The sequence below is a fragment of the Isoptericola jiangsuensis genome, assembly GCF_002563715.1.
In the GTDB taxonomy this organism is placed as follows: domain Bacteria; phylum Actinomycetota; class Actinomycetes; order Actinomycetales; family Cellulomonadaceae; genus Isoptericola; species Isoptericola jiangsuensis.
Genome location: NZ_PDJJ01000001.1, coordinates 1,764,138 through 1,783,590, shown reverse-complemented (window position 1 = coordinate 1,783,590; position 19,453 = coordinate 1,764,138). Strand labels below are relative to the sequence as shown.

Annotated in this window: 22 protein-coding genes; 6 read left to right on the top strand and 16 right to left on the bottom strand. The window is 73.1% G+C overall.

Annotated features, from left to right (window positions below):
• Complete coding sequence (locus ATJ88_RS08100) at window positions 1-858, top strand: formate/nitrite transporter family protein (protein WP_098463390.1); 858 nt, start codon at window positions 1-3, stop codon at window positions 856-858.
• Here the strand turns inward: ATJ88_RS08100 and ATJ88_RS08095 are convergent, their stop codons facing one another.
• From ATJ88_RS08095 to ATJ88_RS08070, 6 genes are read right to left on the bottom strand one after another with little or no spacing between them, the layout of a single operon-like run.
• The gene (locus tag ATJ88_RS08095) at window positions 859-2,535 is read right to left on the bottom strand and encodes an ATP-binding protein (protein WP_141538631.1); all 1,677 of its coding nucleotides are present in this window, start codon (window positions 2,533-2,535) and stop codon (window positions 859-861) included. It abuts the gene before it with no gap.
• Window positions 2,532-2,732 carry a hypothetical protein gene (locus ATJ88_RS08090; protein ID WP_098463388.1) on the bottom strand — a complete coding sequence of 67 codons (201 nt, stop codon included), beginning with the start codon at window positions 2,730-2,732 and terminating at the stop codon, window positions 2,532-2,534. The genes ATJ88_RS08095 and ATJ88_RS08090 overlap by 4 nt, the downstream gene beginning before the upstream one ends.
• Window positions 2,729-4,213, bottom strand: a complete 1,485-nt coding sequence (locus ATJ88_RS08085; protein ID WP_098463387.1) for a glycosyltransferase family 2 protein — start codon at window positions 4,211-4,213, stop codon at window positions 2,729-2,731. Before ATJ88_RS08085 ends, ATJ88_RS08090 begins: the two co-directional genes overlap by 4 nt.
• Window positions 4,213-4,962, bottom strand: coding sequence for a PHP domain-containing protein (locus ATJ88_RS08080; protein WP_098463386.1), 750 nt, complete (start codon window positions 4,960-4,962; stop codon window positions 4,213-4,215). The genes ATJ88_RS08085 and ATJ88_RS08080 overlap by 1 nt, the downstream gene beginning before the upstream one ends.
• Complete coding sequence (locus tag ATJ88_RS08075; protein ID WP_098463385.1) at window positions 4,959-5,948, bottom strand: ATP-grasp domain-containing protein; 990 nt, start codon at window positions 5,946-5,948, stop codon at window positions 4,959-4,961. Before ATJ88_RS08075 ends, ATJ88_RS08080 begins: the two co-directional genes overlap by 4 nt.
• Window positions 5,945-6,994 (bottom strand): response regulator, encoded by a 1,050-nt coding sequence (locus tag ATJ88_RS08070; protein WP_098463384.1) that lies wholly within the window; start codon window positions 6,992-6,994, stop codon window positions 5,945-5,947. Before ATJ88_RS08070 ends, ATJ88_RS08075 begins: the two co-directional genes overlap by 4 nt.
• A 213-nt stretch (window positions 6,995-7,207) precedes the next feature.
• Between ATJ88_RS08070 and ATJ88_RS08065 the strand changes: the two genes are divergently transcribed.
• From ATJ88_RS08065 to ATJ88_RS08050, 4 genes are read left to right on the top strand one after another with little or no spacing between them, the layout of a single operon-like run.
• Window positions 7,208-7,639 (top strand): potassium channel family protein, encoded by a 432-nt coding sequence (locus ATJ88_RS08065; RefSeq protein WP_170023564.1) that lies wholly within the window; start codon window positions 7,208-7,210, stop codon window positions 7,637-7,639.
• A gap of 46 nt (window positions 7,640-7,685) precedes the next feature.
• The gene (locus ATJ88_RS08060) at window positions 7,686-8,069 is read left to right on the top strand and encodes a hypothetical protein (protein ID WP_211287484.1); all 384 of its coding nucleotides are present in this window, start codon (window positions 7,686-7,688) and stop codon (window positions 8,067-8,069) included.
• A gap of 37 nt (window positions 8,070-8,106) precedes the next feature.
• The gene (locus tag ATJ88_RS08055) at window positions 8,107-8,529 is read left to right on the top strand and encodes a DUF350 domain-containing protein (RefSeq protein ID WP_098463382.1); all 423 of its coding nucleotides are present in this window, start codon (window positions 8,107-8,109) and stop codon (window positions 8,527-8,529) included.
• Window positions 8,529-9,761, top strand: coding sequence for a glutathionylspermidine synthase family protein (locus ATJ88_RS08050; protein WP_098463381.1), 1,233 nt, complete (start codon window positions 8,529-8,531; stop codon window positions 9,759-9,761). The genes ATJ88_RS08055 and ATJ88_RS08050 overlap by 1 nt, the downstream gene beginning before the upstream one ends.
• Here the strand turns inward: ATJ88_RS08050 and ATJ88_RS08045 are convergent.
• Entirely contained in the window at window positions 9,740-10,528 is a 789-nt protein-coding gene (locus ATJ88_RS08045; RefSeq protein ID WP_170023562.1) for an IclR family transcriptional regulator, read from the bottom strand. The genes ATJ88_RS08050 and ATJ88_RS08045 overlap by 22 nt on opposite strands.
• 161 nt (window positions 10,529-10,689) lie before the next feature.
• Between ATJ88_RS08045 and ATJ88_RS08040 the strand changes: the two genes are divergently transcribed.
• On the top strand, window positions 10,690-11,787 hold the full coding sequence (locus tag ATJ88_RS08040) for a TolB-like translocation protein (RefSeq protein ID WP_141538630.1): 1,098 nt from the start codon (window positions 10,690-10,692) through the stop codon (window positions 11,785-11,787).
• A gap of 96 nt (window positions 11,788-11,883) precedes the next feature.
• Here ATJ88_RS08040 and ATJ88_RS08035 read toward each other — a convergent pair whose 3' ends face one another.
• The 9 genes from ATJ88_RS08035 to ATJ88_RS07995 form a co-directional block, all read right to left on the bottom strand.
• The gene (locus tag ATJ88_RS08035) at window positions 11,884-12,225 is read right to left on the bottom strand and encodes a metal-sulfur cluster assembly factor (RefSeq protein ID WP_098463378.1); all 342 of its coding nucleotides are present in this window, start codon (window positions 12,223-12,225) and stop codon (window positions 11,884-11,886) included.
• Window positions 12,218-12,706: a Fe-S cluster assembly sulfur transfer protein SufU gene (gene sufU, locus ATJ88_RS08030; protein ID WP_098463377.1), complete on the bottom strand. Its 489-nt coding sequence runs from the start codon at window positions 12,704-12,706 to the stop codon at window positions 12,218-12,220. The genes ATJ88_RS08035 and sufU overlap by 8 nt, the downstream gene beginning before the upstream one ends.
• Window positions 12,707-12,745: 39 nt before the next feature.
• Complete coding sequence (locus ATJ88_RS08025; RefSeq protein ID WP_098463376.1) at window positions 12,746-14,050, bottom strand: cysteine desulfurase; 1,305 nt, start codon at window positions 14,048-14,050, stop codon at window positions 12,746-12,748.
• 11 nt (window positions 14,051-14,061) lie between these two features.
• Window positions 14,062-14,823 carry a Fe-S cluster assembly ATPase SufC gene (gene sufC, locus ATJ88_RS08020; RefSeq protein ID WP_098463375.1) on the bottom strand — a complete coding sequence of 254 codons (762 nt, stop codon included), beginning with the start codon at window positions 14,821-14,823 and terminating at the stop codon, window positions 14,062-14,064.
• A gap of 33 nt (window positions 14,824-14,856) precedes the next feature.
• A complete protein-coding gene (locus ATJ88_RS08015) occupies window positions 14,857-15,201 on the bottom strand; it encodes a non-heme iron oxygenase ferredoxin subunit (protein WP_098463374.1) in 345 nt (114 codons plus the stop codon).
• A 3-nt stretch (window positions 15,202-15,204) separates the two neighbouring features.
• Window positions 15,205-16,422 (bottom strand): Fe-S cluster assembly protein SufD, encoded by a 1,218-nt coding sequence (sufD, locus tag ATJ88_RS08010; RefSeq protein WP_098463373.1) that lies wholly within the window; start codon window positions 16,420-16,422, stop codon window positions 15,205-15,207.
• A 1-nt stretch (window position 16,423) separates the two neighbouring features.
• The gene (sufB, locus tag ATJ88_RS08005; RefSeq protein ID WP_245852236.1) at window positions 16,424-17,887 is read right to left on the bottom strand and encodes a Fe-S cluster assembly protein SufB; all 1,464 of its coding nucleotides are present in this window, start codon (window positions 17,885-17,887) and stop codon (window positions 16,424-16,426) included.
• Complete coding sequence (locus ATJ88_RS08000) at window positions 17,884-18,612, bottom strand: helix-turn-helix transcriptional regulator (protein WP_098463372.1); 729 nt, start codon at window positions 18,610-18,612, stop codon at window positions 17,884-17,886. The genes sufB and ATJ88_RS08000 overlap by 4 nt, the downstream gene beginning before the upstream one ends.
• Before the next feature lie 190 nt (window positions 18,613-18,802).
• Window positions 18,803-19,426, bottom strand: a complete 624-nt coding sequence (locus ATJ88_RS07995; RefSeq protein ID WP_098463371.1) for an HdeD family acid-resistance protein — start codon at window positions 19,424-19,426, stop codon at window positions 18,803-18,805.
• Window positions 19,427-19,453 lie beyond the last annotated feature (27 nt).

Here is a 19,453-nt window from a genome sequence, read left to right as displayed (position 1 = left end):
ATGGCGGATCAGGGCAAGCTGTTCCCTGGCAAGGAGTTCATCTCCACGGTCCTCGACGCGCTCGAGACGAAGTCGACGATGAGCGGCGGGCTGGCGCACGTCTTCCTCATGCGGGCGGCGATGGCGGGCGTGCTCATCGGGATCATGTACCTCACCTACTACACGGTGATCGCGACGTTCGCGGAGATCGGTCTGCCCGGGCTGGGCGGCATGGTCGGGGCACTCGTGTTCGGGTTCGCGCTGGTCTTCATCTACTTCACGAAGTCCGAGCTGCTCACGTCGAACATGATGATCGTGTCGGTCGGGCGCTACTACAAGCGCATCTCGGCGCCGCGCGGGCTGCGCGTGCTGCTGCTCTGCTACGCGGGCAACGCGCTGGGCGGGCTGGCGGTCGCGCTGGCGATGCTCGCCTCCAGCCTCGGCAGCGAGGCCGTGGGCGAGCAGATGCAGCACTCGGTGGACCACAAGCTGGAGTACCTGCTGGGCGGGTTCGCCGGGGTGTCCGACCTGTTCGTGCGCGCGGTCCTGTGCAACTTCATGATCAACGTCGGGATGCTGCTGGTCTACAACGGGTTCGTGAAGACGGACATCACCAAGGTGCTGGTCATGGTGATGAGCGTGTTCGTGTTCGCGTTCGTCGGGTTCGAGCACTCGGTGGCGAACACGGCCCTGTTCCTCATGGTCGGCCTGTCGTCCGGCATCGACGTCGGGCTCGCGCTCGGCAACCTCGGCGTCGTGCTCGCGGGCAATCTCGTCGGCGGCGGGCTGCTGATCGGCTACTACTACGCGTTCGCCAACGACGACCGGCGCTACCTGCGCCGCCACGGCCTCGCCGCCGACCAGGAGCGCGCCGACTAGTCAGCCGGGCGCCGTCGGCAGGGTCACCGTGAACGTCGTGCCCCGTCCGACGACGCTGTCGACGCGCATCGTCCCGCCGTGCGCGTCGACGATCGCCTGGGTGATCGCCAGCCCGAGCCCGACGCCGGGGACCCGCTCCCGGTTCACCCGGCGCGACCGGTAGAAGCGTTCGGTGAGGTGCTGGAGGTCTTCGGGGGCGATCCCCGGGCCGGTGTCCTGCACGGTGAGACGTGCATCGTCGCCGACCCGTTCGGCGCGGAGCGTGACGGCACCGCCCGACGGCGTGAACTTCAGCGCGTTGGAGACGAGGTTGTCGACCGCCTGGGCGAGCCGCACCGGGTCCCCGTGCAGCGGCACCGGTCCGGTGTCGTCGTCCACGAGCTCGATGCCGGCCGCGGCGGCGGTGGGGGCCGCGGACCGTGCGGCGGCGGCGACCACGTCGCGCAGGTCGGTGGGCTGCCGGTGGACGGTGAAGTTCCCGGAGTCGACCTGCGCGGTCAGGAGCAGGTCGTCGACGAGGTGGAGCAGGCGCCGGGCGTTGCGGTCGATCACCTCCAGGTGTCCCCGCTGCTCGGCGGTGAGGCCGTCCCCGTCGAGATCGAGGAGCTCGAGGTACCCCAGGACGGACGAGATCGGGGTGCGCAGCTCGTGGCTGACGTAGCCGATGAACCGGCTCTTCGCCTGCTCGATCTCGCGTTCCCGGGTGACGTCGCTGGCGATCACCAGATAGCCGCGGTCGCCCGCTCCCCCGCGGCGGGTGACCACGACGTGCGACGCGCCGACGACCTCGCCACGCCGGACCAGGGTGAGGTCGACCTCGCGTACCCCGCCGTGCGCGGCCTCCCCCAGCGCACCTCGCCATCGGGCCCGCTCGGGTGTCTCGCCGGGCCGGGGCGTCGTCGCGGACCGGCCCACCAGGGCGTCGATCTCCGCGGGCAGGGCGAGGTCGAGCACGGACCGCCCCCGGACCTCGGTCGCGGTCCAACCCGTCTGGCGCTCGGCGCCGCGGTTGAAGAACTCGATCCTTCCGTCCGCGTCGGTGCCGATGATGGCCTGCTCGGTCGCGGCGTCGATGAGCCCCGCCATGGTGTCGCGCGACGCGCGCAGCTCGTCCGCCAGCCGGGACAGCTCGATCGCGCCGGCCCGGGTCGTGTCGGCCACCTGCGCGACGAACACGGCGAGCGCCAGGCAGATCACGGGGAAGAACGCCGACCGGACGACGGTCCCCGCGGGGTCGGCGAGCTCGTCCACCCACAGGACCGGGGTGTAGGAGGCGATCACGGAGGCGAGCGTCGCGAGCGCCGCGCCCCGCAGGCCACCCAACCAGGCGAGGATGACCACGGGGACGAGCACGAGGCCGTTGAGCAGGACGGCGTGGTCGGCCGCGCCGCGCTCGAGCAGCAGGATGGCGGCGACGTCGAGGAACGGCAGCAGCGTCGCGGTGGGCGCGGACCACCGCGTGCGCGGCAGGCCGACCGCGAGGCCGAGCGCGACCACCGTCACGACGGCCCCGACCACCGCGAACTCGGCGTCCGCGAAGTCGACGGAGGGCAGCAGCCCCAGCAGGAAGCCCATCGCGTACATCGCGGTGAACACGAGCTGGCCCGTGAGGACGGCGCGCCGGTCCCGCCAGCCCGCGTCGACGGGGACGAGCCGGGGCAGCAGGGAGTCGCTCACGGGGTCGGTGCCCCGTGCCACCAGGCGAGCACCACCGTGAGCAGGAGCACGGCGGGGCCGGTGATCAGCAGCCGACGCTCGGCGCGCCGGTTCGTCTCCGTCTCGTCCTCGAGGGCGTCGTCGGTGAGGCCGGCCCACCAGGCGGCCCGGTCGTCGCCGTGCGGGCGGGCGTGCCGCCCGTCGTCGTGCTCGCTCATCCCACGACCCTCCCGGTCTTCTCGGTCTTGTCCCAGGCGCGCGAGGCGCCGCGCCACTCCTTGACGTACGCGTCGAGGGTGATGGCGCACAGCAGCGGCCCGAACCCGACGACGTAGAGCATGGCGACGGAGGGCAGGCGCCATCGCACGGCGCCCTCCAGCCAGCGCGCGACCCAGGCCAGCGCCATCGCGAGCAGCGGCCACGCGTACATCACCCAGGTGAGCGCGGTGCGGGTGCCGGCGCCGAGCTCGGTGCCGAGCAGGTCGGGGATCCACTCCTGCCACAGCCACGGCGCCCAGGCGGCCGCCATGACCAGCAGCGCCCCCACCCCGGGGAACAGCACGGCCTGGAGCCACGTGCGCCGGGCGGTGTCGGGGTCGAGGACGAGCGACAGGATCGTCACGTACACGTACCCCAGCGCGGTCACCCACCACAGGGAGCGGAACACGGTGGCGGCGGCGACGGCGTCGATCGCCTGCAGCGTGAGCAGCCCGGCGGCCGCGGCGACCGCCGCCACGGGCAGCAGGTACACGGAGAACCAGATGAGCCCGAACGACAGCGACCCGAGCCGGTGGTCGCGGGACGGGCGGAACCAGAGCCGGCGGAAGTGGGACGTGATCTGCACGTTGCCGCGCGCCCAGCGCAGACGCTGCTTCCACAGGGCGCGCACCGACTCGGGCTCCTCGGCCAGCACCACGGCGGTGGGGTCGAACACGACGCGCCGTCCGTCGAGCTGGGTGAGGAACGTGGTGAACGTGTCCTCGGCGAGCGTGGTGGTGTCGATGCCGCCGCCCACGGCCTCCAGGTTGGCGCGCGAGTGGAGCTGCGCACCGCCCGCCAGGCACGCCATGGCGCCCAGGACGTTCTGCGCGCGGCGGGCGGCGGCCTGCGCGGTGATGTACTCGAACCCGATGAAGCGGGCGACGGTGCCCGGCCTCCCCGACCCCTCCTTGATGTACCCGGTGACGGCACCGATGCGCTCGTCCGCGAGGTGGCGCGTCATGCGGCGCAGCGAGTCCGGCCGGTACACGACGTCGGCGTCCATGACGAGCAGCGCCTGCATCCAGTCGTCGGCGAGGGCCGCCGTGATGCCGTGGTTGAGGGTGTGCGCCTTGCCCTGACCGCCCTGATCGCGCCGCAGGTGCCGGATGCGGCCCGGGTAGCGGCGCGCCATCTCCCGGGTGACGTCGGGGGTGTCGTCGGTGCTGGCGTCGTCGACCACGAAGACGCGCAACCGGTCCGGCGGGTACTCCAGGTGCATGAGGCGTTCGAGGGAGGGTTCGAGGACGGCGCCCTCGTTCCAGGCGGGGACCACCACGACCACGCGCGGCAGGTAGGGCGCGCAGTCCTTCCAGTGGTTGCGCACGCCGTGCAGCGGCAGCAGGAGGTACTGGTAGATCCCGGCGAGCACCGGCAGGGTGCTGGCGGCGACGAGCACCAGGCACAGCACGATCACGAGCTGCCGCAGCACGTCCCCCATCACGGGCCGCCCGTGAGCCACGCGTACGCGCCCACGTCACGGGCGTCGTGCGCGTCGGTGGACGCCACCAGCGGCACCCCGGCGGCGTGCAGCGCGGCGACGACCCGAGGACCGGGGCAGCGCCACTTCTCGTTGACCTCGACGACACCGTCCGCGGCGCGCAGCGCCGCCGTGAGCGCCGCGAGGTGCTCGGCGGTGACGTCGTCCTCGACCAGACCGATCTTCGGCAGGATCGAGAACGGGTGCGCGAGCTGGGCCGGGCCGCTGCGGGCCAGGGCGGCGACGTACGCGTCGACCAGCATGCCGACCGCGTCGGCGGCGGCCAGCCCGGCGTCGAGGTGCTCGCGGGCGACGCGCGGGCTCCAGGGACCGTCGGGGCCGGGGAGCTGGTGGTCGGCGAGCAGCACGCGGCCGGGACCGGCCGGCGTGCCGAGCGCCGCGAGGACGTCGGGCGGCGCGTCGACGCGACCCGCGGTGTCCAGGATCTTCGCCTCGACGCCGCTGAGGACGGCGAGCCCCTCGGGCGGGTCGAGCAGGGCGAGCGCCCGGAGCATGTCGGGCACGTGGGTCGAGGTCGCCCGGACGTGGTCGACCATGCGGACCTGCGTCAGCCCGCGCGCGACCGCGGCGGCCAGGTTCTCCGCCGGGGTGCTGACCGCGTCGTCGGAGAACGTCGAGTGGACGTGGTGGTCGCCCCGCGGATCGGGGGCGGGGCGCGACGGCTCGGGTGCGGGCGCGCCCGACGTCACGGCTTCTCCTCGCGCGTGGGCAGCGGGTCCAGGACGTCCTCGACCGGGAGGAACCGGTCCTCGAGGAACCGCACGTTCGCGATCTCGCGGAAGTCGACGTGGTGCGGCACCGGGCGCCCGAGGACCGCGTCGAGGGTGAGGGACGGCATGTCGACGCCGGACGCGATCGTCAGGGGCATGGCGCCGGGGAACCGGGGGTTCACCTCCAGCAGCGCCGGCACACCCGCGGCGTCACGCTTGAGCTGCACGTTCGCCACCGTGGCCAGACCGATGGTGCGGGCGACCTCGGCGGCGGTGGCGACGAGCTCGTCGTCGTGCAGCGTGACCCCCGCGACCGACACCCCGGAGTCGACGCGCAGGCGGGCTCGCGGGACGGCGGCCACGACGTGCCCGGAGAGGTCGGCCAGCACGTCCACGGAGTACTCGTCGCCCGGCAGGAGCTCCTGCACCAGCAGGTCCTCGGTGCCGCGGGCGTCCTCCAGCCCGGCGAGGTCGGTGACGAGCCGCACGCCGCGCGACCCGGCGCCGCGCCGTGGCTTGACGATCACCGGGAAGTCCCAGCCCTCGTCGGCACCGGACGCGCCGAGCAGCTCGGTGCGCGGCACCCGGACGCGGCTCGCGCACGCCCGGGCCAGCGCCAGCTTGTCGAGCGACGTCTCCAGCGTCTCCAGCGACGGTGCGGCGAGCTGGGTGCCGACCGCCGCGAGACGGTCGCGTGCCGCTGCCAGGCGCGGGAGCTCGACGTCGACCGTCGCGAAGAGCACCTCGACGCGGTCGGCGACGCACAGCCCGACGACGTGGTCGACGAAGTCGTCGGCGAGGCCGGGCGGCACGAGCCGTCGCCGCTCGGGTGGCACGAGGTAGATGCCGCTCGCCCAGCGGTCCATGTCGGCGGCGTACACCTCGACGTCGTCACGTCGTGCGAGCGAACGCACCACCGCGACGCCCGCCGGTCCCCCGGCCCCTGTCACCAGCACCCGTGTCATGCCCCACCCCCGGTCCCGTCGCCCACCTGGCCTCGTGCACCCTCGACGGGCGCCGTCGACGCCCGCACCACCTCGAACGGTTCGGCGTACGTGCTCACGCCGCCGAACCGTGCCCAGTACCGTGCCGTCGCCCGCACGTCGTCGGGGTCCATGTAGCCGCGGTGCGCCTGGGAAGCGAAGGCGGCGAGCATCGCGAGCTTCGTGCCCAGGTGGTCGTCCACCGGGACGAACCGCGAGGGCCGGAAGTCGATGGTCGACGACGGGCTCTGGAAGCACGCGACGGTCGCCACGCCGCGGGCGGCGACGTCGACGGCACGGTGGACCGTGTGGTGGTCCTGGTGCCGGTCGTTCGCCGAGTGCGTGTACACCACGTCCGGCCGCACGTCCTTGACGACCTCCTCGACGGCGACGATGACCGCGGCGAGCGGCTCCATGCGCGTGTCCTCGAAGTCGCGCAGGACCAGCCGGGCCCCGATCACGTCGGAGGCGGCCTGCGCCTCGCGCCGCCGGTCGTCCGCCGCGCCGCCGACGCCGCCGCCCGACAGGGTGAGCACGGTGACGAGGTCCCCGGCGGCGCGGTGCGCCGCGAGGGTGCCGCCCGCGCCGATCTCGACGTCGTCGGGGTGGGCGCCGACCGCCAGCACCTTCAGGGCGGGGGTCCCGCGCCGGCGGGCGTCGGCGACCAGGGCACGGACCCGATCGACGAGCGTGGCGGAGTCGACCGGCTTCACGAGGAACTCGTCGACGTCCTCGCGCAGCGCACCCACCGCGTAGTCGACGCTCGCGTGCGCCGTCATGACGATCACCGGCAGACCCAGACCGCGCGTGCGCACCTCGCGCGCCAGGTCCAGGCCCGACCCGCCCGGCAGCTCGATGTCGGTCAGCAGGAGGTCCGGAGGGTCCGCGTCGAGGGCCGCGAGCGCCGCCGTCGTGTCCCCGGCGACGACGACGTCCATGCCGCCGCGCCGCTCGAGGATCGTGCGCACGAGCAGGGCGGTGTCGGGGTCGTCCTCGACGACCAGGACGCGCAAGGGGATCTCGGGCACCGCGACCTCCTGTGACGACGGATGTCCTCACGATGCCAAAGGACCGGCGGGGGCGCGCGTCGTGCCTGCTCGCGCGGCGGGGCGAGGACCCGGATCCCGGGCGGTGGGCGGGGTTCGACAGCCGCGGGCGCCGCCCCTATGCTGCGGTCCGCGCCGTCCGTCCGGTTTGTCCGGACGCGTCGGCGGCTCCCCGGTCCGACGAAAGGCTCCCGCGTGCTGCACCAGATGATCTCGGCGGTGTCGTGGTGGTGCGACTCGGGCCGCCGCGTGATCGCCGCGATCGTCGCCAACGTCGCGGTGTGCGCGGCCGCGTACGCGTTGCTGGAGCACACCGACTACCTGGAGTCGCTGTACTGGGCGGTCACGACCGCCACGACGACGGGGTACGGCGACCTGTCGCCCGCGACCGTCGCGGGCCGGGCGCTCGCCATGTGGCTCATGGTGTCGAGCGTCGCCCTCGTGGCGATCGCGACGGCCCGGCTCGCCGCCCGGCTGGTCCAGGACCCCCACCTGTTCTCGCACGAGGAGCAGGAGGAGCTCAAGGAGGACGTCGACGACGTCCGGGAGATGCTCGTGCGCGTGTGCGCGAAGCTCGAGATCCCCGTGCCGGACGTCGACGACGCCCGGCCCGCCGCCGACCGGTGAGCGTCCCCGCCCCCGCCCCCGCCCCGACCTCCCTGGAGGAGAACCCGTGACCTCGTCCACCCGACGGATGCGCAGCCGGTCCGTCGCCCTCGGCCTGACGACGGTCGTCGCCGCGTCGCTGACCGGCTGCGCGCCGGCCGCCGACAACCAGGCGATCTGCGTCGACCCCGAGACCCAGCTCCGCGTCGACGACGACTACTGCGAAGAGGACGACGACGACTACCACGGCACGAGCAGCGGGGGCGGGCACTACTGGTACTACGTCCGTTCCGGGTCGCGGGCGCCGGCGGTCGGCACGTCGTACGTCACGACCCGCGGCACGTACGACTCGACGACCCTGACCGGTTCGACGTCGAAGGGCGGGGTCTCCGCCGACGGCGGCACGGTCACCCGCGGCGGCTTCGGCGGCAGCGGCAAGATCGGCTCCTGACCTCCCCTCCCCCGCCCGTCCCCTCGAAAGGCTCGACGTGATCGACCTGCTCTCCGCCCTGTCCTACGGCGCCGCGTACTGCGTCCTCGGCACCCTCGTGCTCATCGCGTCCTGGAAGGTGCTGGACGTCCTGACCCCCGGCAGGCTGGGCGAGCACCTGCACGTCTCGCACTCGGCGGCGCTGGTGTCCGCCACCTGGATGGTGGCGCAGGGCCTCATCGTGTTCACGGCGATCTGGACGAACGCGGAGTCCGCGTTCGGGGTCGCGCTGGCCTGGACGGTGGCGTTCAGCCTCGTGGGCGTGCTGCTGCAGGCGCTCGCGTGGCGGCTGGTCGACGCGGTGACGCCCGGCACCCTGGGCGAGGAGGTCACGGTGCCGGGCCCGGTCGTGCCGCTCGCGGCCGTCAGCGCGGGCGTCATCGTCGCCGTGGCGCTCGTCGTGGTCGCGTCGATCGCCTGATGCGCCGCCACGAGATCTCCCCCCGGTTGGGCTGGCGGGAGAAGGTCGAGTCCCAGGGCCTCGTGTTCCCCTCCACCCCGGTGGACGGCCCGGACGGCACGACGACCGACGTCCCGTACTGGAACGAGGCGGCCTGGTACGAGCTCACGATGGCGGAGGTGGAGCGGCTGGAGGCCGCCACCGACGAGCTGTACGGCATGTGCCTGGAGGCGGCGCGCGAGATGCTGCGCCGGTACAGCGACGCGGACCTCCGCCTGCCGTCCGGCTCCCTCGCCCTGGCGAAGGCGTCGCTCGACCGCGGCGACCCGTCGGTGTACGCCCGCTTCGACCTCGTCACCGACGGCGTCGGGCCCGCCAAGATGCTGGAGATCAACGGGGACACCCCCACCGGGCTCGTGGAGACCGCGGTCGCGCAGTGGGGCTGGCTCGAGGACGTCTTCCCGTACCGCGACCAGTGGAACTCCGTGCACGACCGCCTCGTGCGCTGGTGGTCCGACGCCCTGACGGCGGGCCGCTACGCGGAGGGCGTGCACTTCTTCCACTCCGACGTCGACGAGTCCGGCGAGGAGGAGATGACGGTCACCTACCTGCGGGACACCGCCGCGATGGCGGGCGTGCGCACCTACGGCCACCCCATCCAGGGGCTCGGCTGGGACGACGCCGAGGACGCCCGCCGGTTCGTCGACGACTTCGGCCTGCCCGTGCGGGCCGCGTTCAAGCTGTACCCGTGGGAGGACATGCTGCACGAGCCGTTCGGCGCGCACGTGCTGGCCGGTCGTGAGGCCCGGCCCGTGCAGTGGGTCGAGCCCGCGTGGAAGCTGCTGCTGTCCACCAAGGCGATCCTGCCCGTGCTGTGGGAGCTGTTCCCCGGCCACCCGAACCTCCTGCCCGCCTACCTGGGCGAGCCGCGCGGGCTGACCCAGTGGGTCGCCAAGCCGCTCTGGGGCCGCGAGGGGGACAACGTGCAGGTCCACGCCGACGACGTCCGCCAGGTCAACGACGGGCACTACGGCGACCAGCCGCTCGTCTACCAGCAGTACGTGCCGCTGCCCGACTTCGACGGCAACCGTGTCGTGCTCGGGTCGTGGGTGATCGGCGGCGTCGCCGCCGGGTGCCTCGTGCGCGAGTCCGACGGCCCCGTCACCGACTACTTCTCGCGCGTCGTCCCGCACGTCATCGGCGACGCCCGCATGCCCGACGACGCACAGGTTCAGGCCTGGCTGGAGGAGTAGCCGCGACCCGGCGCGGGCCGGGCCGGCCGCGACAGCTCGACGGCGGCGTCGACGACCCACCGCGTGCGGTCCACGGGGACGGAGCCGGAGCGTCCGCACATGCCCACGATGCCGGCGAGCTCACCGTCGGGACCGGTCACGCCCGCGGCGACGCAGCACCAGCCCTCGCTGTGCTCGTCCCGCTCCACGGCCGCGCCCTCGTCCCGGACCCGGGCCAGCTGCCGCCACAGGGCCACGGCGCTGCGGGACGAGTGCGGCGTGCGGACCCGCAGACCGGTGCGGAGCAGCCCCTCGACCACGTCCGGGGAGCCGGCCAGCAGCACGCGTCCGGCCGCGGTGAAGAGGTCGTCCGCGGTGAGCCGCGTCTGGGCCGGCCAGCCGCCCCGACGGCGCACCTCGGCCGCCTGGGCGCGGTCCATCGCCACGCCCACGGTGACGAGCTGCCAGCCGTCCACGTCGAGCAGGAACGTCATCGACCGCGACCGGTCGTGGAGCTCCTGGACGACGGGCATGACGTCGGACGCGGGCCAGCGACCGCCCGTCCGGCGCGCGCCGAGCGACCCCAGCCGGGGGCCGAGCGCGTAGCCCGCGTCGTCGAGCGTCAGCACGCCACGGGCGACCAGGTCGTGCGCGACCCGGTGGACCGTCGCCTTCGGCAGCCCCGTGGACCTCGCGACCTGGCCGAGCGTCGCCACCCCCGCGACCGCCACGGCGTCCGTGATCGCGAGGGCGCGCCCCACGACGCTCCCGTCGTCCGGTACGGCCACCCCTCCATCGTCCACCGGGCGTCCGCCCGTCGCGCGCGCTGACCGACCGACCCCGGGCAGCCCTGCACCGTTCCGTTGAGCGGAACGGTCCCGCGCCGGTCCTGGAGCCGTGGGACGACGATGGCGGGGCACGCGTCGGACGGCACGGTGAGGAGACGGGCATGACCAGGACTGGAAGGACGCGCAGGATCGCGGCGGCGGTCAGCGGGGTGGCGCTGGCGCTGGCCGGGCTCCTGCCGGCATCGGGGGCCACCGCCGGGAACGGCGCCGACGACCGCGGGCACAGGTCCCCGGGGGTCACGACGCAGCTCGCGTGGACGCGCTTCATCGACGACGACCGGTCGGGCGCGCGGATCGTCGTCGGTGACCAGGACGGGCGCCACGTCCGCGAGATCACGTCGTCGCCGTCCGGGGTGTACGACCTCAACCCGCAGATCTCGCCCGACGGCCGGTGGATCGCGTTCGAGCGCGTGACGCCGACGTCCTACGGGCTCGTCCTGGTCCGCTCCGACGGGAGCCGGGAGGAGCCGCTCGACCTGGGCTGCACGTGGCCCTGCGACGCGGAGTTCGTGCCGATGTGGGACACCGACGGCCACCACCTGTTCTTCAGCCGCGCCTACGGCCCGTACGACGAGCACGGCAACGCGGCGGCCGCTCCCCTGTTCCGCGCCGACCTGCGGACCCTCGAGGTGGAGCGGGTGTCCTCCCCGGACATCGACGGCGTCCACGAGGACGCCATGGTCAGTGTCACGCCGGACGGGGCCACCCTGGTGTTCCTGCGTCTCGGTCCGCCGCTGCGTCCCGGTGGCCCGCCGAGCGTGGCGGTGCACCGGATGAACCGGGACGGCAGCGACCTGCGCCGGCTGACACCGTGGGAGCTGGGCGGCGACCACCCCAAGATGTCCCCCGCCCGTTCCGGACCCGGCAAGGGGCTCGTCGTCTTCGAGACCCACGGCACCGGCGACGCGCCGGAGGGCGAGGTGCCGGTGGTCGCGACCGTCCCGGTCGACTGCCGACCCGTGGCGCAGTGCGAGCGCCGGATCCGCTACCTCACCTCGCCGACCGCCGCACCGATCGTCTACCTCAACCCCGACTGGTCGCCCGACGGCCGCCGCATCGTGGCCTTCCGGTCGGACCGCTCGACCGGCGCGGCCGACCTCTGGACGATGCGCTGGGACGGTCGTGACAAGCGTCGCCTGACGACCTCGCCCCTGTTCGAGATGCGCCCCGACTGGGGAGCGGCACCGAGCCGACCCTGACGACCGGCTCCCCGGGAGGCGACCGCCCGCAGAACGACGGCGTGCCGCCTCCCGGGTGCGGGAAGCGGCACGTCGTGGGTACGGCAGGTCCAGGGGTCAGACGTTGAACCCCAGCATGCGGAGCTGCTCGCGACCGTCGTCGGTGATCTTCTCGGGGCCCCACGGCGGCATCCAGACCCAGTTGATGCGCTGGCCGGTGACGATGCCCTCGAGGGCCTGGCCGGCCTGGTCCTCGATGACGTCGGTCAGCGGGCAGGCCGCGGACGTCAGCGTCATGTCGATGACGGCGTGGTTGTTCTGGTCGACCTCGACGCCGTAGACGAGGCCGAGGTCGACGACGTTGATCCCCAGCTCGGGGTCGATGACGTCGCGCAGGGCCTCCTCGACGTCGGCGGCCGTGGTCGGCGCGGGCGCCGGCTCGGTCGTGTTCTCAGTCATCGGTTCCTCCGGTTCGGTGGTCGGGCGCGCCGCTGCGCACCAGGGAGTCCTTGAGCGCGGCCCAGCCGAGCAGGGCGCACTTGATGCGGGCGGGGTACTGGGAGACGCCGGTGAAGGCGTCGGCGTCGCCGAGGGCGTCGAGGGCGTCGTCGTCGGCGAGGCCCTTGCCGCGGGACGCCATGAGGTCGTGGAAGAGCCCGTCGAGGCGGGCGACCTCGGCGAGGTCCTGCCCCTGCACGAGGGTGGTCATGACGGACGCGGACGCCTGGGAGATGGAGCACCCCTGGCCCTCCCACGTGACGGCGGCGAGGCGCCCACCCTCCACGTCGACGCGCAGGGTGATCTCGTCGCCGCAGGTCGGGTTGACCTGGTGCGACTCCCCGGCGAGGTGGCCGGGCGCAGGGTCGGCCAGCCCGCGCCCGTGGGGGCGCTTGGCGTGGTCCAGGATCACCTGCTGGTACATCTGCTCGAGCGAGCTCACGGTCTTCCTTCCCCGGGTGTCCCCGGTGCTTGCCTCGTCTCAGTCCACACCGAAGAACGCTCGCACGCCCCCCAGCGCTTCCCGGAAGGCGACGACGTCCTCGACCGTGGTGTAGACCGAGGCGGACGCCCGTGCGGTGGCGGCGACGCCGAAGCGGCGGTGCAGGGGCTGGGCGCAGTGGTGGCCGACGCGCACGGCGACGCCGCGGTCGTCGAGCACCTGACCGACGTCGTGGGCGTGCACGCCGTCGACGACGAACGACACGACGGCGACGCGGTCGCGGGTGTCGGTGGGGCCGAGGACCCGCACGCCGGGGACGTCGGCGATCTTCAGCAGCTCGGCGGCGATCTGGGCCTCGTGGGCGGCGACGCGCTCCATGCCGAGCTCGTCGAGCCACTGCGCGGCCACGCCCATGCCGACGGCCTGCGCGACCATCTGGGTGCCGGCCTCGAACCGCTGCGGGGGCGGCGCGTAGGTGGTGGCCTCCATGGTGACGACCTCGACCATCGACCCGCCCGTGGTGACGGGCGGCATGGCCTCGAGCAGCTCACGGCGGCCGTAGAGGGCGCCGACGCCGGTGGGGCCGACCATCTTGTGCGCGCTGAACGCGGCGAAGTCCACGCCGAGGGCGTGCACGTCGACGGGCAGGTGCGGCACGGACTGGCAGGCGTCGAGCACGGTGAGCGCGCCGACGCGCCGGGCGGCCGCGACGATCTGCTCGACGGGCGCGATCGCACCGGTCACGTTGGAGACGTGCCCGAACGCGACGACGCGGGTGCGGTCGGTGACGACCGTGTCGAGCGCGGCGACGTCGAGCCGGCCGTCGTCGTCCACGCCGATCCAGCGCAGCACGGCGCCGGTGCGGGCGCACAGCTCCTGCCAGGGCACGAGGTTGGCGTGGTGCTCGGCCTCGGTGACGACGATCTCGTCGCCGGGGGCGAGCCGCAGCCGGGCCGCGCCCTCTCCCCCGCGACCCAGCGTCGCGTTCGACAGGGCGTACGCGACGAGGTTGATCGCCGCGGTCGCGCCGGACGTCCACACGATCTCGCCGGGGTCGGCCCCGACGAACGCGGCGACGGCGTCACGGGCCTGCTCGAACGCCTCGGTCGCCTCCTCGGCGACCTGGTGCGCGCCGCGGTGCACGGCCGCGTTGCGCTGCTCGTAGAAGTCGACCTCCGCCTCGAGGACGACGTTCGGCTTCTGCGAGGTGGCCGCCGAGTCGAGGTAGACCAGCGGCCGGCCACCCCGGACCGTGCGCCCGAGCAGCGGGAAGTCCGCCCGCACCGCGGCGAGCTCGCGCGCAGTGAAGGAGGCGGCCGGGCGCACGGTTCCGGTGGTGGTCATGACGGCTCCGCTCAGGCCTTCGCGGCGGCCAGGTAGCGGTCGTAGCCCTCGTCCTCGAGCCGCTCGGCGAGCTCGGGGCCGCCCTCCTCGGCGATCTTGCCGTCGACGAAGACGTGCACGAAGTCGGGCTTGATGTAGCGCAGGATGCGCGTGTAGTGGGTGATGAGGAGCACGCCCACGTCGGTGTTGTCCTTGGCGCGGTTGACGCCCTCGGACACGATGCGCAGCGCGTCGACGTCGAGGCCGGAGTCGGTCTCGTCGAGGATCGCGAAGTGCGGCTTGAAGAGCTCCATCTGGAGGATCTCGTGGCGCTTCTTCTCGCCGCCGGAGAAGCCCTCGTTGACGGAGCGCTCGGCGAACGCCGGGTCCATGCGCAGGTTCTCCATCGCGCCCTTGACCTCCTTGCCCCAGTGCCGCAGGGCGGGGGCCTCGCCGGAGATCGCGGTCTTGGCGGTGCGCAGGAAGTTCGCGACCGACACGCCCGGCACCTCGACGGGGTACTGCATGGCGAGGAACAGGCCCGCGCGGGCGCGCTCGTCGACGCTCATCGCCAGGACGTCCTCGCCGTCCAGGGTGACGGTGCCCGAGGTGACCTCGTACTTGGGGTGGCCGGCGAGGGCGGAGGCGAGGGTGGACTTGCCGGAGCCGTTCGGGCCCATGATGGCGTGCGTCTCGCCGGAGGCGATGGTGAGGTCGACGCCGCGCAGGATCGGCTTCGGGCCCTCCTTGGTCTCGACGCTGACGTGCAGGTCGCGGATCTCCAGGGTGGACATCAGGTGGTTCTCCAGGTTCTCAAGAAGGGGGTGTCAGGACGCCACGGCGACGGTCGCGTCGACGTCGACGAGCACGTTGCCGTCCTCGACGCTGACCGGGTAGACGGGCACGGGCTTGATCGCGGGCAGCTGGAGCGGGCGGCCGGTGCGCAGGTCGAACTGCGAACCGTGCAGCCAGCACTCCACGAGGCAGCCCTCGACCTCGCCGTCGGACAGCGACACGGCCCCGTGGGAGCAGATGTCGCTGAGGGCGTGGTACTCGCCGTCGGCGTCACGCACGACCGCGACCGGCACGGTCCCGGCGGCGCCGGCGAGCTCGACGAGCTTCGCCTCCTCCGGTCCCAGGTCGTCGGCCGAGCAGGCGATCTGCAGGGCCATCGCTCAGGCCTCCGCCGCGGGCACGCCGGTGATGACGCTCATCGACTTCTCGAGCTCGGCCTCGATGGAGGCCAGCAGCCGCTCCTGGACGGAGGGGACGCCGATCTCCTCGATCAGCTCGGCGAAGAAGCCGCGCACGACGAGGCGACGGGCGTCGGCCTCGGGGATGCCACGGGCCATGAGGTAGAAGAGCTGCTCGTCGTCGAACCGGCCGGTCGCGGACGCGTGGCCCGCGCCCTCGATCTCGCCGGTCTCGATCTCCAGGTTCGGCACCGAGTCGGCGCGGGCGCCGTCGGTGAGGACCAGGTTGCGGTTCAGCTCGTAGGTGTCCGTGGCCTCGGCCTCGGCCTGGATGAGGACGTCGCCCACCCACACCGCGTGCGCGCCGGCACCCTGCAGGGCGCCCTTGTAGGTGACGCGCGACTTGCAGCGCGGCACGGCGTGGTCGACGAACAGGCGGTGCTCCTGGTGCTGGTCGGCGTCCGCGAAGTACAGGCCGACCATCTCGACCTCGCCGCCCTCGGCGGTGAAGGTCGCGTCCGGCGTGAGGCGCACGACGTCGCCGCCGAACGTCACCACGACGTGCTTGAGCTTCGCGTCGCGACCGATGACGGCGCGGTGCGAGGAGGCGTGCACGGTGCCCTCGGCCCAGTCCTGGACGGAGACGACGGTGAGGTGCGCGCCGTCGCCGACGACGATCTCGACCGTCTGGTCGAGCAGGGCCAGGCCGCGGTGGTCCACCACGACGACGGCCTCGGCGTGCCGCTCGGCCTCGATGAGCAGGTGGCTGGCCGTGGCGTCGCCGGACACGCCGTCGACGCGCACGGACGTCACCGCGGAGGCGACGGCCTCGGCGGGCACGGTGACGACGGTCGCCTGCGCCACGGCGTTCCACGCGGTGACGGCGGCGCGGTCGCCGGGCTTGCCGGCGCGGCCGAGGCGGGCGTCGTCGCGACCGACGGTCTCGACCTTCACCTCGGGGGCCGCCTCGACGGTGACGGTCACGCCGTCGGCGCCGAGGGTGTCCGCGAACAGCGGCTGGAGGCGGGCCACCGGGGAGAAGCGCCACTCCTCCTCACGACCGGACGGGACGGGGATGTCCGCGAGGTCGAAGGAGGTGACGCGCTCCGCGCGGGAGCCGGCGGGCACCACGCCGTGGGAGTGGGCGCCGTCGGCGACGGCGCGCGAGTGGTCCGTCGTGAGATCTGTGGTTGCGGTCATTTCAGCCGACGGACCCTTCCATCTGCAGCTCGATGAGGCGGTTGAGCTCGAGCGCGTACTCCATGGGGAGCTCGCGCGCGATGGGCTCGACGAACCCGCGGACGATCATCGCCATCGCCTCGGTCTCGTCCATGCCTCGGGACATGAGGTAGAACAGCTGGTCCTCGCTCACCTTGGACACCGTCGCCTCGTGGCCCATGGACACGTCGTCCTCGCGGACGTCGACGTACGGGTAGGTGTCGGACCGGGAGATCTGGTCGACCAGCAGGGCGTCGCACAGCACGGTCGACGCGGAGTGCGAGGCGCCCTCGAGCACCTGCACGAGGCCGCGGTAGGACGTGCGGCCGCCGCCGCGGGCCACCGACTTGGAGACGATGGACGACGACGTGTGCGGCGCGGCGTGCACCATCTTGGCGCCGGCGTCCTGGTGCTGGCCCTCGCCCGCGAAGGCGATGGACAGCGTCTCGCCCTTGGCGTGCTCGCCGAGCAGGTAGATCGCCGGGTACTTCATGGTGACCTTGGAGCCGATGTTGCCGTCGACCCACTCCATGGTGGCGCCGGCCTCGGCCGTGGCGCGCTTGGTCACCAGGTTGTACACGTTGTTCGACCAGTTCTGGATGGTCGTGTAGCGCACGCGGGCGTTCTTCTTCACGACGATCTCGACGACGGCGCTGTGCAGCGAGTCGGACGAGTAGATCGGCGCGGTGCAGCCCTCGACGTAATGCACGTAGGAGCCCTCGTCGGCGATGATCAGCGTCCGCTCGAACTGGCCCATGTTCTCCGTGTTGATACGGAAGTAGGCCTGCAGCGGGATCTCGACGTGCACGCCCGGCGGCACGTAGACGAACGAGCCGCCCGACCACACGGCCGAGTTCAGCGCGGAGAACTTGTTGTCGCCGGCGGGGATGACGGTGCCGAAGTACTCCTGGAAGAGCTCCGGGTACTCGCGCAGGCCCGTGTCGGTGTCGACGAAGATGACGCCCTGCTCCTCCAGGTCCTCGCGGATCTGGTGGTAGACGACCTCGGACTCGTACTGCGCGGCGACACCGGCGACGAGACGCTGCTTCTCGGCCTCGGGGATGCCGAGGCGGTCGTAGGTCGCCTTGATGTCCTCGGGCAGGTCCTCCCAGCTGGTGGCCTGCTTCTCGGTGGAGCGCACGAAGTACTTGATGCGGTCGAAGTCGATCCCGGTGAGGTCGGCGCCCCAGCCCGGCATGGGCTTCTTCTCGAAGAGGCGCAGCGCCTTCAGACGCGCCTTGCGCATCCACTCGGGCTCGTCCTTCATGTCCGAGATGTTCTTGACGACGTCCTCGTTGAGGCCGCGCCGGGCGGTCTCGCCCGCGGCGTCGCTGTCGCGCCAGCCGTACTCGTAGGCACCGATCGAGGCGATGATCTCGTCGTCGGTCTGCTTGTCGCTGCCCGGCGACGACACCGCCGCGGCGGCGTCCTGGGTGGGAGCGCTCATCGTGATCCTTCCTGCGTGCCGCGGGTGCGGCCGGCGGGGGTGGGGGGAGCAAGCGGGACGTTGGTGACGCAGGCGTGCGCGCCGCCTGCGAGGGTGGCGAGCCGCTGGACGTGGGTCCCGAGCAGGCGGGCGAAGGCGTGCGCCTCGGCCTCGCACAGCTCGGGGAAGTCCTCAGCGGCGTGCTGCACGGGGCAGTGACCCTGGCACAGCTGCACCACGGGCACCTGGGGGCCGACGACGGGCCGCACGGACGCGGCGTAGCCGTCCCCGGCGAGCAGCTCGGCGAGCTGTTCGGCGCGGGTGTGCGGGTCGGTGCCGGTCAGCCGCGGGGCGTACCGGCGCACGACGGCCTCGTTGCGCTCGGCCGCGAACGCGGCGACCGCCTCGTCACCGGCGGTGCGCCGCAGGAACCGCATGGCCTGGGTCGCGAGCTCGACGTCCTCGCCGCCGAGCTCGGACTGGCCGGTGGTGCTGACGACGTACCGGCGGGCGGGGCGGCCCCGTCGCCGGTCGTTGCGGCCCGCCTCGTGCACCGCGACGGTGCCGTCCTGCTCGAGGCAGGCGAGGTGGCGGCGGACGGCGGCGGAGGTGAGGTTCAGGCGGGCGGCCAGCTCGGAGGCCGAGACCGGCCCCTCGCTGGCGACGAGCTCGAGCACGCGACGGCGCGTCCCCTCGGTGTCCGCCGCGGTCGGCGGCACGCCGACGGGTGCGGGCGCAGTCGTCACGTGCTCACCTCCGGGCGTCCGTGCGTCGCGGCCGGGAGCACCCCGACCGACGTCATCGATATAGACAACATCCTTGTTGCGTAATCGAGGTTGTCAAGCAAGGCATGCCTCACCGAAGCAGCGGGCCCCCTGGTCAGGAGGCCCGCTGCGACGCACGTCACACAGGTTTCACGCGGCGGTCACCGCGTGGTCACCCGTCGACGACCTCCCCCTCGATGACGTCGTGGTCGTCGCCGCCCGGCGCCTGCTTGCCCAGCGCCCGCATCTTCAGCCCGAACGCGACGAGCAGCACCCCGATCGCGATCGCGAAGAGCCCGACCACGACCGACATGAACTCGATCGCGCCGCTCGGGTTGACCAGGCACACCACGGCCAGCGCCACGAACAGCAGGCCGGACACCAGGCTCCACACCCACGACCCGCCGCCGCGGCTGCGCAGCGCGAACGCGCCGAACACCTGCAGCAGGCCGAACAGCATCGCCCAGATCGCGATGAGCGCCAGGACCAGGCCGAGCGTCACCCCCGGCAGGAACAGCATCACCGCGCCGAAGACGACCGCCACCACCCCGATGCCGGTGTTCACCGAGCCCGCCTGGGAGCCGCGGCGACGCAACCCGTCGACCAGGCTCACGATGCCGTCCACGATCACGAACGCCCCGAAGACCTGCACGAGCAGGCCCGGCGTCTTGTCGGGCAGGAACACCGCCAGGAGGCCGAACAGCACCGCCAGGACACCCCGGACCACGGGCCAGTACCAGATGCGACGCGCCACCCGAGCCAGGTCGGCCGGCTGCGCGAACGTGTAGTAGGTCATCGTCTCTCCCGCTCTGCTCGACTCCGT

Bases quoted from the DNA above. Each gene is read 5' to 3' on its own strand.
- sufB (WP_245852236.1), bottom strand. From the start codon at position 17,887: ATGAGCGCTCCCACCCAGGACGCCGCCGCGGCGGTGTCGTCGCCGGGC.
- ATJ88_RS08090 (WP_098463388.1), bottom strand. From the start codon at position 2,732: ATGAGCGAGCACGACGACGGGCGGCACGCCCGCCCGCACGGCGACGAC.
- ATJ88_RS08040 (WP_141538630.1), top strand. From the start codon at position 10,690: ATGACCAGGACTGGAAGGACGCGCAGGATCGCGGCGGCGGTCAGCGGG.
- ATJ88_RS08025 (WP_098463376.1), bottom strand. From the start codon at position 14,050: ATGACCACCACCGGAACCGTGCGCCCGGCCGCCTCCTTCACTGCGCGC.
- ATJ88_RS07995 (WP_098463371.1), bottom strand. From the start codon at position 19,426: ATGACCTACTACACGTTCGCGCAGCCGGCCGACCTGGCTCGGGTGGCG.
- ATJ88_RS08035 (WP_098463378.1), bottom strand. From the start codon at position 12,225: ATGACTGAGAACACGACCGAGCCGGCGCCCGCGCCGACCACGGCCGCC.
- ATJ88_RS08100 (WP_098463390.1), top strand. From the start codon at position 1: ATGGCGGATCAGGGCAAGCTGTTCCCTGGCAAGGAGTTCATCTCCACG.
- sufC (WP_098463375.1), bottom strand. From the start codon at position 14,823: ATGTCCACCCTGGAGATCCGCGACCTGCACGTCAGCGTCGAGACCAAG.
- sufD (WP_098463373.1), bottom strand. From the start codon at position 16,422: ATGACCGCAACCACAGATCTCACGACGGACCACTCGCGCGCCGTCGCC.
- ATJ88_RS08015 (WP_098463374.1), bottom strand. From the start codon at position 15,201: ATGGCCCTGCAGATCGCCTGCTCGGCCGACGACCTGGGACCGGAGGAG.
- ATJ88_RS08050 (WP_098463381.1), top strand. From the start codon at position 8,529: ATGCGCCGCCACGAGATCTCCCCCCGGTTGGGCTGGCGGGAGAAGGTC.
- ATJ88_RS08075 (WP_098463385.1), bottom strand. From the start codon at position 5,948: ATGACACGGGTGCTGGTGACAGGGGCCGGGGGACCGGCGGGCGTCGCG.
- ATJ88_RS08085 (WP_098463387.1), bottom strand. From the start codon at position 4,213: ATGGGGGACGTGCTGCGGCAGCTCGTGATCGTGCTGTGCCTGGTGCTC.